A 17867-nucleotide genomic window follows, 5' to 3' on the forward strand; every position below is an offset into this window, starting at 1 on the left:
AGGACCGCGAAAAGTGAAACTCCGGGGAAAGGCACCGGAAAAGCACCAGCGCCGTGTCGGTTCACCCAGTCCTGCCCAGGGTCACAGGCTGGGTCTCGTCGGCGATCTTGCTGGTGATCCGTCCCTCTTGCTCCTCTCGGGCGATCTCGACCGTGCCCTCATCGGGGAGCGAGGGCACGTCGGTGGACACGTCTGGCCCTGCCGTCAGCAGGGCCCGAGGCACGGGTTGGGAACGCACCGCGGCCACGTTGTCGCGCGCGAGGCGCTGCCGGCGCCAGGCGTTTCCAACGTGGTTCTCCTCCAGGACCGCAGTGCGGTGAACACTCAGGGCGGCTGGGATCGGCACTTCTGCTCCGTCGTCGAAGCCGACGAGGTGTCACGGGAAGAGCCCTTTCCGGCCGTGCCCGTCCATTGCGGGCTCCAGGCCGAAGTGCGTGAAGCCGGGGGAGACCTCAGGTTCGGGGATGGCCAGGTGCCGAATTCCTGACAGACCCCACGCTTGCCGGGTGTGCCGGGTTCCACGAGCCGGGACGCTGCGCGAGAACCTGTCCGGTCATGGATTCAGGGCTTGCGCTCCGGTGTCGAGACGGAGTCCGGCGGTGAGGTTGATGAGGCGGCTCAGCGCGTCGGCCGCGCGGTCGGGGTCGCGTGCGAGGGTGGCGTCCAGCAGTTCGCGGTGCTCCTCGGGCAGGTTCGGATCGGCGGGAGCGGGGCCAGCGGCGGGGTCGGGGTGCGACCAGCGGCGGTAGAGCTCGGCCTCCTCGCGCAGGGCGTTGGCCATGGCCAGGAGTCGGCGGTTGGCGCAGCCGTCGAGCAGGGTGTGGTGGAAGGCGGCGTGGGCGATCAGCCAGTCGGGGGTGGGACGGTCGGGGGCGGCCGGGTCGGTGCGCGGGGTGCGTTCGTAGCGGTGGTGGGCGGCGACCAGTCGTGACTCCCAGGCCAGGTCTCCGTCCGCGATGGCCCGGCGCAGGACGAGAGTTTCGATCTGCAGCCGCGCGTCGCTGAGTTCGGCGTGTCCGGCTTCGCTCAGGGGGGCGACCTGGAACCCGAGGTGGGCCTCGGAGCGGACCAGCCCGCGCTCGGCCAGGCGGATCAGGGCCTCTCGGATGACGCCGACGCTGGCTTCGTAACCGGCCGCCAGATCGGGGAACTTCAGCCGCTGTCCGGGCAGCAGCCGGCCGCTGAGGATGTCCGCGCGCAGACGGGCGTGGACATCATCGGTACGGGTGCGTTTGGGAGTGACATCGGACGGCATGCAAGCAATCCTACCCTCCACCGAAACGACCAGTAACTTTCGAAAGTGATTTGAGTCTTTGAATTATCTGTGCTTCAGTGGAGCCACGTCACCCCGGGCAGACACCGGCGTGGAAGAGACAAGGCAAGGAGGAGTCCCGTGCGGATCGCCAACCTGAACGGACGGCTCGTCCTGCTGACCACGCAGGGCGCGGTGGACGTCGAACAGGCCAGCGCAGGCGCCTTCGGCGCGGACCCGCAGGCCGTCTACGAGAACTGGGCGGCATTCACCAACTGGGCCGACCGGTCCGGAGACCTTGCGGGCACCCCCTACGACGAACGCGACCTGGGAGCCCCGGCACCGCGCCCGCGCCAGGTCCTGGCCGTCGGCCTGAACTACCGGGCGCACGCCGACGAGAACGACGTCGCCACCCCCGACACTCCGGCGGTGTTCACCAAGTTCCCCAGCTCCGTCACCGGTCCCTACACCCAGGTCCGCCTGCCCCGGGGGCACGTCGACTGGGAGGCGGAGCTGGTCGTGGTGATCGGCAGGCGTGCCTGGCAGGTGACCGAGGCCGACGCCTGGTCGTACGTGGCCGGACTGACCGTCGGCCAGGACCTGTCGGAGCGCCTCGCCCAGTTCGCCGGACCGGCCCCGCAGTGGGGACCGGCCAAGTCCCACCCCGGCTTTTCCCCGACCGGGCCCTGTCTGGTCACCCCGGACGAGTTCACTGACCCCGACGACCTGGAGATCGGCTGCTCGCTGGGCACCGAGGTCCTGCAGAAGGACCGCACCGCCGGCATGGTCTTCTCCGTCCCCGCGTTCATCGCCGCCGTGTCGCGGAACCTGCCACTGCTGCCCGGTGACGTCCTGTTCACCGGGACCCCGGCCGGCGTCGGCCTGGCCCGGACCCCGCCACGGTTCCTCGCCCCCGGCGACGAGCTCACCACCTGGATCGAAGGCATCGGCACCATCCGCCAGACCTTCACCGCCTGATCACCCGGACGGAGCAGCCCGTCCGGCGCTCTACCACTGCTCGCCGCAACACTCGACAAGACCCCTTACAAGAAGGCCACTGCTGCATGTCCCTGTTCCGCCGCACCAAGACCACCGACACCCCCGCACCTCAGGAGGCTCCCGTGCCCGCCAACCCCTTCGACAGGCTCCCCCCGGTCCCTTCCTTCACCGTCACCAGCACCGACGTCAAGGACGGTGAGCCGCTGGCCACGGCGCAGTACTCCACCCGCACCGGCATCCCCACCGCCGCCGACGCCTCGCCTCAGCTGTCCTGGACCGGCTTCCCCGAGGCCACCAAGAGCTTCGTGGTCACCATGTACGACGCGGACGCCCCCGTACCGGCCGGTTTTTGGCACTGGGCCGTTGCCGACATCCCGGCCGGCGCCACCGAGCTGGTCACCGGCGCGGGTGCCCCCGGCGGCCAGGGCCTGCCCGCCGGCGCGTTCCACGTCCCCAACGACGCACGCCTCCCCTTCTACGCGGGCGCCATGCCCCCGCCCGGCACCGGCAAGCACCGCTACTTCATCGCCGTCAACGCCCTCGACGTCGCGTCCGTCAAGGACCTCGGCGTCGCCGACGACTCCACCCCCACCGTGCTGTACTTCAGCATCCTCCAGCACACCATCGCCCGCGCTCTGATCACGCCCTGGGGCGGCGAAGGCTGACACAACCCCCTCCGCCTCGCCGTCGGCGATCCGACCGGGGTCCTCAGCCACTCGCTGGCTGTGGGCCCCGTTCCCGCACCCGCCCGGCTCCGTGCCGTCCGCCCGTCACCACAAATCCGCAATCAGGTCCGTTCCTTCACAATCCCGTCCCGCATGACACGGCATCAGTCACCCACTGGTTGAAGAAATTCCGTACCCATCTCACGCAACAGGCCCACGGGGGAGGGCTTCCGGCGAACGCGGATCGCAAGTTACCTGAAGTAAGTGCCAATTTGCCGCGCCATGCGGCGCGAATGAACTCCACGTCTTCCTCTCCGATATGCAAGCGGCCCGGGAGGGAACACGAACTCGGACGGGACCGGAGTGGATCGGATACGGGCTTCGTAACCGCACACAAAGCGTCATTCGCCGTTCCCGTCAGGCATATTGCCCCTTGCCAGCGCTTCGACCCCGTGGAAAGCTCTGCCCCCACCACAGGTTTCCCCGGGTTCGCTCTCCGGAAATGCACTGCGCGCCTATAGGGCCGCTGGGTGCCGGGTCACTTGCGGTGCGCATGAGTTCGCGAGTGAGGAATGTCTTCGTGCCGGGATCAACCTTTTCTCAAGGTGACTTGGAGTCGGCACTGCCGTCGGAGTACCGCCAGTCACTGACCGCGTACGCCACGCTGTGCACCACGACCCCTGCGTGGGCTGAGCGGTTGGCGCTGGAGGCGCTTGCGCGGGCCGACCGGTCCGCAGGTGGTCCAGTCGGCAGGGAACCTCTGCCGAAGCTACTGGTGGCGGTGCGAACGACTGCGGCCGACTGGGCGGTTCAGGGGCACGACGGTCGCTTGGACCAGGAACTGCTTGGCTGGCTGGCCTCGGAACAGGCCGCACGCCGCTCGGGCGGTCGGGTAGGGCAGCCTTTGGGGGCACGGGCGCTGTCCGACATGCCGGAGTCCGGCGCAGCGTTGTTGTGGTGGGTGGAAGTGGAATCACTGTCACTGCCCGACGCGGCTCTGCGGCTCGGCCTCGGCCATATGGACACGCACGCGCAGATGGACCAGGTACGTCGGGTTTTCCGGGAACGGGTTCTGCGGCACCACGTTCATGCCTCCGCCGGCGGGGAGTGCCGTGGGTACGCCCGGATACTGGGAGCGGTCACCCGGCTGCCTGGAACTCCGGTGCCTGAGGACCTTGCGCGGCATCTGGCGACGTGCCGGCGGTGCACCGAGGCCGAGGCGGCCCTGCGAGCGCGAGATGACGTGCTGGCCCGTCTGCTGGCCAGGGATGTGCTCGGCTGGGGCGGACTCGCCTATCTGGAGCGGCGGCGCGCCTCGTCGGAGCGCTCTCCCGCCGTCGAGGGCCTGGGCGGCATGGAAGGGCTTGCGGCCGAAGGGGACCGGAGAGGGGCGGGCCCTCAAGCCGGTCGTCCTCTCCGCCGGACCGGGGTTGTGGCAGCGGTGGCGGCCGTCGGCGCGACCGTTGCCATGGTCTTCCTGCTCTTCTCGACGGCTCCGGAGGTGGCCGAGGTCGCGCACCCGGAGAGTTCACCGGTGCTGGACGCGTCCCTCTGGGGATCCGTGCCGGACGCGGGAGCGGACCACCGCACGCCTTCTGCGGCCGGACCTTCGCAGACATCGTCTCCATCTGCGGCGCCAACGGCCGGGGCACAGGAGTCCGGTGAACCGGCTCGGACATCCGCACCTCCCACCGACGGCTCCTCCGGCGTCGGGCCACCCGGCGTGTCTCCTGCCTTGATGGACACTCCCACGTCATGCGATGCTGACTACGAGCTGATCTCCCAGTGGACCGACGGGTTCAAGGCCCGCGTCACCGTCACCTCGCACAGCGCGCTCGAAAACTGGCGTCTTGGCTGGACGTTCCGCGACAGCCAGCGCCTCACCGAGGTGTACGGCGGCACGTACGACCAGAGTGGATCCCGGGTCACGATCGAGGCCGCGGACTACAACAGGGACGTCGAAGCCGGCGAATCCTTTCAGATCTACTTCCTCGGCGAGTCGCAGGACCGCAACACACCGCCCGGGGCTGTGATCCTGAACAACCGTAGCTGCTCGGTCTGAACGGTGCCCGCACGGGCTCCGGCACGAGACGGGTCCGGTAGTCCGAGGCAGCCGAAAGCAGCGCGCACCTCCGCGCCGCTGCGGGCCGGCCGGGCGTTGGCCGTCCGAGCGGCCGACAGTGTGTCCTACGACGCGTGCGTGGTCCCGAGCCGGCTCCAAGACCATGGGACAGTGACGAGCCGGACCACCGAGGGACTTCTGGGCGAGCCGCGCCGATCGCATCACTCGGCCCGCACGCAGGCCGTCAATACGTCATCCACCGGGCTGGTACGCGCGGGGTGTGGAGCCCGTCCAGCGTTTGAAGGCCCGGTGGAAGGCGCTCGGCTCGGAGAAACCGAGACGCTGGGACAGCTCTTCGACGGAGGTGTTTCCCGAGGCCAGCTCCATGATGGCCACGTCCCGGCGCAGTTGGTCACGTACCTGCTGGAACGACGTCCCCTCGGCTGCGAGTTGGCGCCGCAGTGTCTGTGGACTCACCGTGAGGAGTGCGGCGATGTCCTGCGCGGGTGGCATGCGGTCCGGGAGCGACCGTCCGAGCAGCCGCCGGACGCGCGCGGCGGCCGTGCTGCCGTAGTCCAGGCGTGCCAATACGTCGGCGGGCGCGCGCCGCAGGAACGTGCTCAGGCCCGCCTCGTCCTGGAGCACGGGCTGGTCCAGGACGGCCCGGTCGAAGACCAACGCCGTACGCGGGGCGTCGAAGGTGCACGGGACGCCGTACAGGAGGTCGTACTCCAGGGCGTGCGCGGGCCGGGGGTGGCTGAACTCGGCCCCGGTGAGCGTGATCCGGCGGCGGACGAGCCAGCTGGCGAACCGGTGCAGGACGACGGTGACGGACTCGGCGAGGTAGTGCTCCGGGTCGTCGAAGGCGGTGAGGTCGAAGACCACCCGGGCCTCGCCCGAGTCCACCGCGCCCCCGGTGTCCCGCACGTCTCCCGCCTCCTCCACGCGGAAACGGGGGCCGCCGGGAAAGAGTGCGTAGAACGCGCCGCACCGCTGCAGCGCGGACCGCAGGTCGGGACTGCAGTGGACCACGGCATGGCACATCATCGCGAAGGTGCCCACCTTGAGCGGCTGCGGCCCGAAGCCCTGCACCTCGTCGTCCAACGCCTGCCACGTCTGCCGTACGAGCCGTGCGAACTGCCGTGGCGAGACCCGGGCCAGCGGAACGTCCAGCAACTGTGGCGGGATACCGGCCCGGGTCACCAGGGCGGAGACGTCCGCACCGCGCCGCCGGGCTCCGTACAGGGAGGCCCGCACATGATGCATGGCGACCGACCGCGACGAAGTGACCGTCCCGGACCGCGTGAGGGAGAGATCGTGCGGGGCGGATGCGGAGGCCATGATTGCCGATCGTACGGGACCGGACCGCAGAGAGCTGGAAAGGTCAATGCTTGTGAGCGCTGCGGTCATGACGGCGTCGGACAGACCCGTCCTACCCTCACCACATGATCAGACACGGCCACTTCGACGACGCCCACGAGGCGTACCGGGCCGTGTGGCGCCACTTCGTCGAGCGGGAGGTCGTGCCGCGGCAGGCGGTGTGGGAGAGGGACGGCATTGTCGGAACGGATGTATGGCGGCTCGCGGGCGAGCGGAGGCTGCTGTGTCCCTGGGCCGATCCCGCCCACGGCGGTCTGGGGCTGAGCGACCTGCGGTACGTACAGATCATGATCGAGGAGCTCGCGTTCGCCGCCGAGTCCGGCTTCGCCGTGCCACTGCACTCGGGCATCGTCGTCCCCTACCTGGCCGAGTTCGGCACCGACGAGCAGAAGAAGCGCCATCTGACACGCGCGGTCGGCGGAGAGAGCGTGGTCGCCATCGCCATCACCGAGCCGGGTACCGGCTCCGACGTGGCAGGCATCCGCACCCGCGCGGTGCGGGACGGCGACGACTGGGTGATCGACGGTGCCAAGACGTTCATCTCCAGCGGCATCAACGCTGACCTGGTCATCGTGGCCGCCCGCACCGGCGAGGGACGCGCCATCGGTCTGTTCCTGGTGGAGTCCGGGATGCCGGGCTTCACCAGGGGCCGCAAACTGGACAAGCTGGGCCTGCGCACCTGGGACACCGCCGAGTTGTTCTTCGAGCAGGTACGGATCCCGGACACGCATGTCCTGGGCGAGCCGGACCAGGGCTTCGTCATGATGATGGGGCAGTTCGCCCTGGAACGCCTCGTCGTCGCGATGGGAGCGGTCGCCGACGCCCAGGCCGCTCTGCTGGAGACGATCGCGTACGTCAAGGAGCAGACCGTGTCTGGCAGGCCGGTGGCGGCGTTCCAGGACATCCGCTTCCGGCTGGCCGCGATGCGCGCCCGGACATCCGCCGTCCAGACCCACGTCGACGCCTGCGTCCTGGCCCACAACGCCGGACGGCTGGCCGCCGAGGAAGCCGCGGAGGCCAAGCTGGTGGCCACCGAACTGCAGGGCGAGGTCGTGGACGACTGTCTCCAGATGTTCGGCGGTTACGGCTACCTGCGCGAACACCCCGTCTGCCGCCGCTACTCCGACGCCCGCGTCCAACGGATCTACGGCGGCACCTCGGAGATCATGAAGGAAATCATCAGCCGGTCCATGAACCTGTGAACGGGACGAGGCACAGCTCTGTGAACAGTGCGGGGAACATCTCTGCGACCGCCGCGACAGGCCCGTTGGACGGTGTGCGCGTACTTGAGATCGCCAGTCTCGCGCCCGCGCCGTTCGCCTGTACGGTGCTGTCCGACCTGGGTGCGGAGGTGCTGCGCGTCGACCGTCCCGGGTCTGCGGCACCGGAATCCGCGGTCCAGGACCCCTTGACCCGGGGGCGCCGGTCGGCCGCCGTCGACCTCAAGCACCCCGGCGGCGCGGAGACGGTGCTGCGGCTGGTGGAGCGCGCCGACGTCCTCGTCGAGGGTTTCCGGCCGGGGGTGTGCGAGCGGCTCGGCATCGGGCCCGGCGTCTGTCTCGCCCGCAATCCCCGCCTGGTCTACGGGCGTATGACGGGCTACGGGCAGGACGGGCCGCTGGCGCCACGCGCCGGGCACGACATCAACTACCTGGCCGTGTCCGGCGCCCTTGAACCCCTCGGCCCGGCCGACGGCCCTCCGCTGCCGCCACTGAACTACGTCGCCGACTTCGGCGGCGGCGGGATGCTGCTGGCCGTCGGCATCCTGGCCGCCCTGTGGGAACGGGAGCGATCCGGTCGCGGCCAGGTCGTCGACGCCGCGATGACCGAGGGCGCCGCCCTGATCACCGGCATCCTGCACGGTCTGCGTGCTCGCGGACTGTGGCGCGAGGAACGGGGCGGGAACCTCTTCGACGGCTCCGCCCCCTTCTACCGCACGTACGCCTGCGCCGACGGCCGCTACATCGCGGTCGGCGCGATCGAGCCGCAGTTCTGGTCCCGCACTCTGGAACTGCTCGGCCTCAGCCCCGAAGACCTCCCTCCGCAGCTCGACCCGGACGGCTGGCCCGAGCTGAGTGAACGCCTGGCTACGGCGTTCGCCGCCCGCGACCGGGACTCATGGGCGGAGGTCTTCGAGTCCGCCGACGCGTGCGTCACCCCGGTCCTGAGCCCCTTCGAAGCTCACCGCCACCCGCACAACGCCGCCCGCGGCACCTTCACCCAGGTCGCGGGCACACGCCAGCCCGCCCCGGCGCCGCGCTTCTCCCGTACCCCCGGGGCGATCTCCGCCCCCTCTCCCCGCCCCGGCGAGCACACCGACTCCGCGCTCACCGACTGGGGCCTGACCACCTCCGAGATCACCACACTACGAAAGGACGGTGCCCTCGCATGACCGTCGTCGACGTCTGGGCCCAGCACCCCACACTGCGCTTCATCCAGCACGAGATGTTCGCCTCCCTGCGCCGCTGGACCGGCGCCGACACCCTCACCGAGGAACTGCCCGTCGACCTGACCATCGCCGCCATGGACGCCGGAGGCGTGGATATCTCCCTCCTCAGCGCCTGGTTCGGGCCCGAAGGCGCCCTCATCTCCAACGACGAGGTCGCCGCGTTCACCGCCCACGCCCCGGACCGGCTGGTCGGTGTCGCCTCGGTCGATCTGCGCAAACCGATGGAGGCGGTCCGTGAACTCCGCCGTTGCGTCGACGAGTTGGGCTTCAAGGCGCTGCGTGTCGTCCCGTGGCTGTGGGGCTGGCCGCCCAACGACCGCCGCTACTACCCGCTCTACGCCGAGTGCGTACAACTCGGCGTCCCGTTCTGCACCCAGGTCGGCCATACCGGCCCGCTGCGCACCTCCGAGACCGGGCGCCCCATCCCCTACCTGGACGACGTCGCGCTCGACTTCCCCGAACTCACCATCGTCGCCGGGCACATCGGCTACCCGTGGACGGAGGAGATGATCGCCGTGGCCCGCAAGCACGAGAACGTCTACATCGACACCTCCGCCTACACCAGCAAGCGCATCCCGCCCGAACTGGTCAACTATCTCGGCAGTGACCGGCACAAGGTCCTCTTCGGCACCAACTACCCCATGCTCACCGCCGACAGGGCCCTCGCCGACCTCGACACCCTCCATCTCGGCGACACCGCCAGGGAGTTGTACCTCCACGGCCACGCCGAGCGGATCTTCAGCCTCGCAAAAGGCCCCGCCGCGAAGTAGACACGGGTGTACTTCCTTGCCCCGGCACTCAATGTCGAACCCCTGCTCCGTGGCCGCGCTCCCAGGCTTCCCCAGGGCGTGTGTCCGGTGCGGACGGGTCGTCACCGACGCGGCACGATCCACGCAAACCCCTCGGCTCCGTGTGTGATTCGCACGAGCGGGCCGAGGGGTGCAGTTCCCCGCGGGACGACGGCCGAGGGGAATCGCGATGCGGCATTCGGCGCGGCGGTCGTCATCGGCGACCGATCCTCCCTCCGTCCCTCCCTCCGTCCTGCAGCCTGCGATCGTCGTCCTCGGACCCGCAGGAGTAGGAATTGCACTGGTTCGTCGCCGAGGGCGACGCGGAGTCCGTCGGTTTCGCCGTGGAGGGTTCGGGCTTCACCGTCGAGGACGGGAGGCGGGACGTGCTGGGCGGGGTCTTGCCCGCAGTGGCCGCCTCGTCGCGTCCGACGCGCGACGCGACCAACTCCAACTGTGCCGATGTCACCGAGGTGTCGAACTCCCAGCGTTGGGCATCGCTGTCCGTCCGCGTCTTGAGGGTGAGATACGCCCCCTTCTCGTCGGAGATCGACGCGAGAGCGAGGTCAGACATGCCCCGTGGCAGCAGGTTTCCCTGGATGGTGAAGTCGTAGCGCACGAGGGCCTCTCGCGACCTGTCCGCGCAGTCCCCGAGCCGCACCGAGAAGCCACGTCGGGAGTCGAGGCACAGTCCGGGGGCAGCCACGCCGCGCAGCGAGCCGTCGCTCTCGTAGGACCACTGCTGCCCTGGGGACGAGGTGCACGTGAGGAGGAGAGGCTCCGCTCCCTCCGTCGCCCTTCCGTCGGCGATGCCGACGCACAGGCCGGTCTCCGCGTTGCGCAACCGACCCGTCAGCGAGTTGCCGTCGCCGCCCGCCCTGATCCCGGAGGGCTGTCCACCGGACCCTGTGGACGCCGATGGACTCGCCGCGTCGACGGGGCCGGCACCGCCGCCCGAGCCGTCACCGCCAACCGGCCAGAAGAGCAGTGGAATCAGCACGCATCCGCTCAGGCCCACCATCGCCAGGACGAGGTTCCGGCGACGGAGGAAGCCTTTGGGGCTGCCGTGCCGCACAGCGCCGTGACCGGCGGACGGGGGGTTGCGCGACTCGTCGAACACGGTGGGCCGACGGGGACTCGGCCCCGGCTCGGTGACCCCGGTCGGCCAACGGAGAGCGGCTCCTGTCCCGCTCTTCGTTTCAGAAGGCATGGACACTTCCACGATCTGCGCAGTACGCCGTCCCGGCCGTGAGCCGAGATAGTCCCGCGCTCCCCACCCCAGTACCCCCTCGGCGAGCAGCACCGACAGCCGGTCGCCCGACTGGTCCAACTGGTCGGCGGCGTGCCGGCAGTAGGGGCACCTGCTCATGTGGCGGAGCAGATCCCGGTCGAGGTCCGCGCCACCACGCTGGATCGACACGTCCAACAGCCGGTTGAAGCGGCGGCACTCCTCCTGGGGGGCGAGTTCGCGATGAGCCTCGACGCAGGCGTCCCTCAGCTGGACACGCGCACGCTCCAACTGGGCAGGGGCGTCCGCCGGTTCCAGTCGCAGCAGGGCGCTCGGTATCGCGAGGTCCTCGGCCTCGACCTCCGTGTGCCACAGCAGGCACCTGGCCCGCTCCGGCAGCCGGTGAAAGGCGCGGGCCACCAGGAGGCGGTCCTCTCGAGGAAGGAGTCTGGCCGCAGCCCGCTCCGTGTCCGCTGTCAGCAGTCGGGGGTTGAGCAGCGCCCGGCGCTTGTCGGCATCCCATTCACCCGCGATGCGACGAACCGTCATGAGCAGGTGCGGCCGCCACGCGGCCGTCGGGCCGGACTTCCTCTGAGCTTCGCCGAAGAGCCTGGCGAACGCCGCGCTGGTGAGCATTCCGGCGTACTGCGGCTCGCTGGTGCACAGCCTCGCGTACGAGAACACCGCGACCCAGTGCCGGGCGAGCAGTTCACCGACCGGATGGTCTGCGGGCCCCCTGCCGGAGCGCTGCCTCAGTTCGACGGCGAGTTCCTCGTCCATCGCCTCGAACGGGCGCTCGGGAGTCTGGCAATTCGGCCGAGTTACTTCACTCAAGTGCGCTTTCCTTCACAGGCCATGCGGGAAAAACTCCGAACCAGTTGATTGCACGGCCCGACCGATGAGCCGCTCCTCCGAAACGAAAGGCAGCCAGGCGTGACTCGTGCACGCGGACCCGGAGAGCATCCGCCCCGCGTTGACAGGTGTCACCATCACACAGTCAACAGACAGGAGGCAAGCGCGAGAGTCTTTGTATCCATTCAACTCGAAAATGACTGACAGGGCGTCATGAGGGAGTTCTGGAAATGGGTTTCGAGTTCACAGCATCCAGTGCGAGGAGATCTCGTGGAGGAAAGCTGAAAGAAGCTCAACTTACTTGAAGTAAGCCACCATTTGGCATGCCGTGCACCGAGCCGACGAGTCCGCTCATCCTGCGGAATGGGCGCCCACCTGAATCGGAGCCAAGCACTCGGGCGGATTCAGAAGTGTGCCGGGGTTCTTCACGAACCGCGAGGCGAGGACCGGTAACAACGGAAGAGGCGCCGTCGAGCACTCCCAAGAGAGCAAGGCCCTCCGCGCCCGCCCTCAAGGGAGACGGTGCCCGTCAGTGGACAACAACTCCGTTGGACACGCCCGGAATCCGGTGGATCGCCGACGCCTGGAGCAGGATCGCCCCCCAGGGCGATGGCGCCGGGCTGAATCCGGCCCCGCCGACCCTCGCGCCGATCGGGGCGCGACGCGACGGATGGCGGCAGGCTGACGTTCCTTCAGGCCAGGATGCCGCCCAGCACGATGTCCAGCATTCCGTCGAGGCGCTCGCGCAGGTCGAAGGGTTCGGGTTCCGCGCCTGCCCAGCGGATGACGCTCGCGAAGTAGCCGGCCGCGATCAGGGATCCGGCCTCAGCGGGATCCACTCCTGGCCGTACCTCGTCCCGGCTGACGCCGTCCGCGATGATCCCGGCGAGCGCCAGTTCGGGGGTGGGGTCGCGCAGCAGCTGCCCGAATCGGGCCGAAGCTTCCATCAGTACGGCCGTCTCGGCGCGTGAGTCGATGTTCAGGGTCGCCAGTTCTCCGACATAACGCCGCAGCCGGTCCTCAACCGGCAGGTCCTCGACATGTTCCTGTCGGAGGATCTCCAGTACGCGGGCCCGCCGCCTGGCGCCCCATTCCTCCAGGAACCCGGTCTTCTGCGTGAAGTGGTTGAAGACCGTGGCCCGTGCCACGTCCGCGCGCTCCGCGATGTGGTCCATCGTCGTGGCCTCGTAACCCTGTCGCGTGAACATGTCGATCGCAATGCCGTAGAGCTGATCGCGCACCTGCTGCCGCTTGCGTTCCCTGCGGCCGATGCCGGTGGTGTGCACTTCCGGGCTAGTCATGACCTCACAGATATCACGCCCTCCCGGACTCTTGACCGCCCACAGCCCTCCTCGATAGATTTCAGATCAATGATGTACTCAAGTCCAATGTTAGATTAAAGTCCGATCTGACCTGTGAGAATCGCAACCCGTAACAGGAGGCAGTGTGGCTTCCGAGCACTCCATCGCCGGTCCACAGATCGTCCGGCTGCGTGGCGGCTGCCATCTCTGGCAGCAGTCGGCAGGCGGGTGGGGCATGAGCAACGCGGGACTGATCGCGGGCCGGGACGCGTCGCTGCTCGTCGACACCCTCTATGACCTGCGCCTCACCGCACGGATGCTTGACGGGTTCGCCGCCGTGACCGCGCGCGCTCCGATCACCACGGTGGTCAACACCCACGGCAACGGCGACCACTGGTTCGGGAACCAGCTGGTCGAGGGCGCGGAGATCGTCGCCTCGCACGCCTCGCTCGCCGACATGCGCCAGGTCCAGCCTGCGGACATGGCCCGTCTGATGGCTCCCGAGACCCCGTCAGGCCGTTTCGCCAGGCGGATCTTCGGCGGCTTCGACTTCGCCGCGATCCGCCCCGTCCTGCCCGGCCGGACCTTCGAACGGGAACTGACCCTCGACATCGGTGGCACCTGCGTCCAGCTCATCGACGTGGGCCCCGCGCACACCGCCGGAGACACGATCGTCCACGTGCCGCACGCCCGGACCGTCTACACCGGGGACATCGTCTTCGCCGGGGCGACCCCGGTGGTGTGGCACGGCCCGTTCGACAACTGGGTCGCCGCCTGCGACCTGATCCTCGGCCTCGGCGCCGAGACCGTCGTGCCCGGCCACGGCCCCGTCACCACCAAGGCCGCGCTGCATGCGACCCGCGCCTACCTGGAGTACGTGCACGAGCAGGCGAGCGCCCGCCACGCCGCCGGCATGAGTCCCGGGGAAGCCGCCCGCGACATCCCCCTCGGATCCTTCGCAGACCTCGCTGAGAGCGAACGCCTCGCCGTGAACGTCCACACCGTCTACCGCGAACTCGACCCGGATCTCACGCCGTTGGACGGCCCCCAGCTGTTCGGGCACATGGCCGACCTCGCCTGTCCCCGGATCTCCTTCTGACCCTCTCCCCGAGCCGCCACGCCCCGTACCGCACGGGGCGTCTTCCCCAGGAGAAGACATGGTCTCCAGCTCCGCCCGACCACAGGCCGCGCCGACGGCCACCGGCACGCCCGCACACCACACCGGCACGCTGATCGCGGGCTGCCTGGCCGTCTGTCTGGCCCAGATCGGTCTCGTGCTCCCCGCCGCGATCAACGGCGTCATCCAGCGCAGCCTCCAGACCTCCGGCGCCGAACTGACCTGGATCAGCGACGCGTTCATGGTCCCGGCCGCCGTGCTCGCGCTCACCTTCGGCGTCCTGGGCGACCTCTACGGCCGTAAACGGCTCCTGGTCCACGGCGCCGGCGTGGCCGCGGTCGGCTACCTCGTCTCCGCCACGGCCGACACTCCCGGCCAGCTGATCACCGGCCAGGCACTCTCCGGTATCGGCGCGGCGGCCCTCTTCCCCGCCTCCCTCGCGGTGATCACCGCACAGACCACCACGCCCGCGGCCCGCGCCCGGGGGCTCGCCTCCTGGACCACCGCCCTGTCCATCGGTGCGTTCATCGCCCCGCTGCTGTCCGGCGCGGTCGTCGAACACACCTCGTTCCGCTGGGCGTTCGCCGCCGTCGGCGTCCTCGCGCTGCTCACCGCCGTCGCCGCCCGGCTGCTGGCCGCCGAGTCCAGCGCGCCCGAAGGACGCGCGCTCGACTGGCCCGGCCAGATCTCCCTCGCCCTGGCCATGCTGTGCCTGCTGTACGGCATCATCCAGGGCCCCAGCGACGGCTGGAGCTCGACGCCGGTGCTCGCGGCCTTCCTCGCGGCGGCGCTGCTGCTCGCCGTCTTCGTCCGGGTCGAGAACCGGTCCACCGCGCCCATGCTGCGCCTGGAGCTGTTCCGTATCCCGGCCTTCGCGGCCTCGGCCGTGGCAACCGTGGTCGGCATGTTCGGATTCCTCGGCGGCGCCTACACCCTCAGCATCCGGCTCGGCGTCATCCAGCACCAGAGCCCGCTACGGGCAGCCATCCCCTTCCTGGTCATCCAGGGCATCACCCCCTTCATCTGGCCGCTGCTCGTCCGGCTGCTGCACCGCACCGGCCCCGGCCCGATGCTGGTCGCCGGGTTCGTCTCACTCGCCGCCGCCCAGCTGTGGCTGCGGGCGGTACCCATCGACGAACACGGCCTCGTCCCACTCCTCGGGCCGCTGGTCCTCAACGGCTTCGGCTTCGGACTGGTCGTCGCGGCCCTCACCGCCGCCGCCGTCAACACCGTCCCGCAGAAACTGACCGGCATGGCCGGCGCCACCACCAGCCTGGTCCGCGACCTCGGCCAGACCCTCGGCCCGGCGATCGTCGGCGCCATCGCCCTCAGCCTCGCCACCACACAGATCGCCTCGGACCTCGGCGCCGCGGGCCTCACTCCCGCCGAAAACGGCACAGCCTCAGCCGTACTGTCCGAAGGCGGCCCCATCGCCCTGCACACCGCCGAACTCGGTCCGCTCAGCTCGAAGATCGCCCTCGTCACCGAACGGGCCCTCGCCGACGGCTACAACACCGGCCTCCTGGTCACCGCGTGCGCGTGCCTCATGGCGGCCGTCGTCTCCGCGAAGTTCATCGGCCTCAGGCCCCAGGCCACCCGCCTCCCCGACACCACCGGGAACTGAGTATGCGATTCGCGACCTTCGAGTACGACGGAGCACGGCACTCCGGAGTCCTGTCTCTCGCCGGCGACACAATCCATCCCTTCCCCGCCGTCTCCAGCCTGCTGCGGCTCATCGAGGAGGGCGAGCAAGCACTGCGCGAGACGGGAGAGCACGCGCTCGGCACAGCGGTCCCCATCGTCCTCGCGGACGTCCGTCTGCTGCCCCCGCTCCAGCCGCCCACCATCCGCGACTTCATGACCTTCGAGCAGCACGTGGAGGGCATCGCCCAGGGATACGGCGACACCGTCCCGTACGAGTGGTACGCCCAGCCCGCCTTCTACTTCACCAACCCCTACTCCGTCGTCGGCGCCCACGACGACGTCCCCGTGCCGCCCGGCTGCGAACGCCTCGACTTCGAACTGGAGGTCGCCGCCGTCATCGGCAGGCAAGGCCGCGACCTCACCCCGGAACAGGCACGCGAGCACATCCTCGGTTACACGATCCTCAACGACTGGTCCGCACGCGACCTGCAGGGCTTCGAAATGCGCGTCAAACTCGGCCCCGCCAAGGGAAAGGACTCCGCCACCACCCTCGGCCCCTGGCTCGTCACCGCCGACGAACTCGACGCCCACCGCGACAGCTCGGGCCGTCTGGGCCTCAACGTCCTGGTCAAGGTCAACGACAACATCATCGGCTGGGACAACCTCTCCCACATGGCGTGGACGTTCGAGGAGATGACCGCGTACGCCTCCCGGGGCACAGAGATACGTCCAGGAGACGTTCTCGGCTCCGGGACCTGCGGCAACGGCTGCCTCGCCGAATTCTGGGGCCGCAAAGGCAGACTGCACCCGCCCCCGCTCCGCCCCGGCGACACGGTCACCATGACGGTGGAGGGCATCGGAACCATCAGCAACACCGTCGTCGAAGGCGTGCCACCCGTACCGATACCGAGTGCCAGGCAGGTCAAACACTCCAGGTAGAGGATCCGGGGGAGGGGGCCAGGCTCATGCCTTCTGGTCTCCTCACCCAGGGCTCACACCCGGCCACGCCGACAGACTTGAGACAGTCGCAGCGGGTGACGATGCACCGGTAAAGGGCGTCGGGGAACCTGTCTGTGCGGGCGGCTGCCTCGGTCAGGGAACCCACGGGACCGACGAGCCGGCTCCGCACCCGTTCACACGGACCGACTCGGAGGAAGCGGACTCGGTGCGCGTAACGACGGTCCCCCTTCTGATCACACGACGGGCGGGGCTCACGCGGAAGCGGTCGCCCGGCAAGCTGTGAGCGGGGGACATCCTGGACGGACCCACTCGGGCTGCTCGCAGGGGTCGAGGGCTCAGACGCCGACGGCCGGTTCGACGCGTAGACGTCGAACCGGCCGTCCACCGGATTCCAGCATGGGCGAGGTCGCGCAGGCGGGCGGCGAGCCGCGTCACGGCCTGCGTGGACGACGTCGTGCAGATGTCGGGGGCGTCGTCCCTGGACGAGTCCGAACCTCCGTCTGGCAGCGCCGAATACTCTGCCCCTGCCCCATGAGCGGTCACGCTGAAATGCACTTCGATTCACCTCATCACCGGAAGCGGGAGGTGACCCTCTTGGCGTCAGTGGGAGCTGCTGGTATCGTGGTGGGAGCGCTCCCATCGAAAGCCATGCTAGTTCCCAGGGTTTCCGTGTCGACGGCTCCAGTCACTTGGTTGGTTGAAACCGAAAATGCCCCCAAGGATTGTCGGCCGTTCGGAGTCAGGTGCCTCTCTGCAGACTCGCTGTTTCGGGCTATTTTCTCCGCAATGTGTTTCGCGACAGGGATCTTGCCCCTCAATCAGATGGCAGTAAGGCGGCCCTGGAAATCGATGTGCACACGAAACTGCCAGGCAACTCCTTGCCGCGCGTGAAGTGGGCTCAGGAGCCCTTCGGGATTTCCTTGATGTAGCCGCTGGGTTTTTTTGTTGCGTAACCCCGCCCCGACACCCTTACCACGCCGCGGGAGCCCCCGCCTGCGCGCGGGCGCCGAATGATGACCATCATCACATGTGCTCCCAGCTGTGACGACGTTGCGTTTTAGTTCGATCTCCCGTGTCACCTTCCCGCTGCCGTCATGACGAGCGGCTCGATTCCAGGCATGAACTCCCGGAGCAGGTAAGGCGGACGCGAAAAATTCTGGTTACTCCCCA

General features: G+C 69.1%; 14 protein-coding genes. 9 read left to right on the plus strand and 5 right to left on the minus strand.

Annotated elements, in window-relative coordinates:
- Positions 1-61: 61 nt before the first annotated feature.
- Together OHN74_RS38320 and OHN74_RS38325 are read right to left on the minus strand one after the other, a co-directional pair.
- Positions 62-346 (minus strand): hypothetical protein, encoded by a 285-nt coding sequence (locus OHN74_RS38320; protein ID WP_327699147.1) that lies wholly within the window; start codon positions 344-346, stop codon positions 62-64.
- A gap of 207 nt (positions 347-553) precedes the next feature.
- Positions 554-1255, minus strand: a complete 702-nt coding sequence (locus OHN74_RS38325; protein ID WP_327699148.1) for a GntR family transcriptional regulator — start codon at positions 1253-1255, stop codon at positions 554-556.
- A 138-nt stretch (positions 1256-1393) separates the two neighbouring features.
- Between OHN74_RS38325 and OHN74_RS38330 the strand changes: the two genes are divergently transcribed.
- From OHN74_RS38330 to OHN74_RS38340, 3 genes are all read left to right on the plus strand, one after another.
- Complete coding sequence (locus tag OHN74_RS38330; RefSeq protein WP_327699149.1) at positions 1394-2230, plus strand: fumarylacetoacetate hydrolase family protein; 837 nt, start codon at positions 1394-1396, stop codon at positions 2228-2230.
- 86 nt (positions 2231-2316) lie between these two features.
- Positions 2317-2916, plus strand: coding sequence for a YbhB/YbcL family Raf kinase inhibitor-like protein (locus OHN74_RS38335; protein ID WP_443060511.1), 600 nt, complete (start codon positions 2317-2319; stop codon positions 2914-2916).
- Between the two features lie 1162 nt (positions 2917-4078).
- A complete protein-coding gene (locus OHN74_RS38340; RefSeq protein ID WP_327699150.1) occupies positions 4079-4978 on the plus strand; it encodes a cellulose binding domain-containing protein in 900 nt (299 codons plus the stop codon).
- Between the two features lie 252 nt (positions 4979-5230).
- Here OHN74_RS38340 and OHN74_RS38345 read toward each other — a convergent pair whose 3' ends face one another.
- A complete protein-coding gene (locus OHN74_RS38345; protein ID WP_327699151.1) occupies positions 5231-6319 on the minus strand; it encodes an AraC family transcriptional regulator in 1089 nt (362 codons plus the stop codon).
- A gap of 104 nt (positions 6320-6423) precedes the next feature.
- Here OHN74_RS38345 and OHN74_RS38350 point away from each other — a divergent pair, with 104 nt between their 5' ends.
- From OHN74_RS38350 to OHN74_RS38360, 3 genes are all read left to right on the plus strand, one after another.
- Positions 6424-7560 (plus strand): acyl-CoA dehydrogenase family protein, encoded by a 1137-nt coding sequence (locus OHN74_RS38350; RefSeq protein WP_327699152.1) that lies wholly within the window; start codon positions 6424-6426, stop codon positions 7558-7560.
- A gap of 74 nt (positions 7561-7634) precedes the next feature.
- Entirely contained in the window at positions 7635-8750 is a 1116-nt protein-coding gene (locus OHN74_RS38355; RefSeq protein ID WP_327699153.1) for a CaiB/BaiF CoA transferase family protein, read from the plus strand.
- Positions 8747-9577: an amidohydrolase family protein gene (locus OHN74_RS38360; protein WP_327699154.1), complete on the plus strand. Its 831-nt coding sequence runs from the start codon at positions 8747-8749 to the stop codon at positions 9575-9577. Before OHN74_RS38355 ends, OHN74_RS38360 begins: the two co-directional genes overlap by 4 nt.
- A 232-nt stretch (positions 9578-9809) precedes the next feature.
- Here OHN74_RS38360 and OHN74_RS38365 read toward each other — a convergent pair whose 3' ends face one another.
- Both OHN74_RS38365 and OHN74_RS38370 read right to left on the minus strand, forming a co-directional pair.
- A complete protein-coding gene (locus tag OHN74_RS38365) occupies positions 9810-11657 on the minus strand; it encodes a ricin-type beta-trefoil lectin domain protein (RefSeq protein ID WP_327699155.1) in 1848 nt (615 codons plus the stop codon).
- A gap of 710 nt (positions 11658-12367) precedes the next feature.
- The gene (locus OHN74_RS38370) at positions 12368-12976 is read right to left on the minus strand and encodes a TetR/AcrR family transcriptional regulator (protein ID WP_327699156.1); all 609 of its coding nucleotides are present in this window, start codon (positions 12974-12976) and stop codon (positions 12368-12370) included.
- Between the two features lie 145 nt (positions 12977-13121).
- Here OHN74_RS38370 and OHN74_RS38375 point away from each other — a divergent pair, with 145 nt between their 5' ends.
- From OHN74_RS38375 to OHN74_RS38385, 3 genes are read left to right on the plus strand one after another with little or no spacing between them, the layout of a single operon-like run.
- Positions 13122-14075, plus strand: a complete 954-nt coding sequence (locus OHN74_RS38375) for an MBL fold metallo-hydrolase (protein ID WP_327699157.1) — start codon at positions 13122-13124, stop codon at positions 14073-14075.
- A gap of 58 nt (positions 14076-14133) precedes the next feature.
- Positions 14134-15717 (plus strand): MFS transporter, encoded by a 1584-nt coding sequence (locus OHN74_RS38380; RefSeq protein ID WP_327699158.1) that lies wholly within the window; start codon positions 14134-14136, stop codon positions 15715-15717.
- A 2-nt stretch (positions 15718-15719) separates the two neighbouring features.
- Positions 15720-16676, plus strand: a complete 957-nt coding sequence (locus OHN74_RS38385; protein ID WP_327699159.1) for a fumarylacetoacetate hydrolase family protein — start codon at positions 15720-15722, stop codon at positions 16674-16676.
- Positions 16677-17867: the final 1191 nt, after the last annotated feature.

Source organism: Streptomyces sp. NBC_00459, assembly GCF_036013955.1.
Classification (GTDB): Bacteria; Actinomycetota; Actinomycetes; order Streptomycetales; family Streptomycetaceae; genus Streptomyces.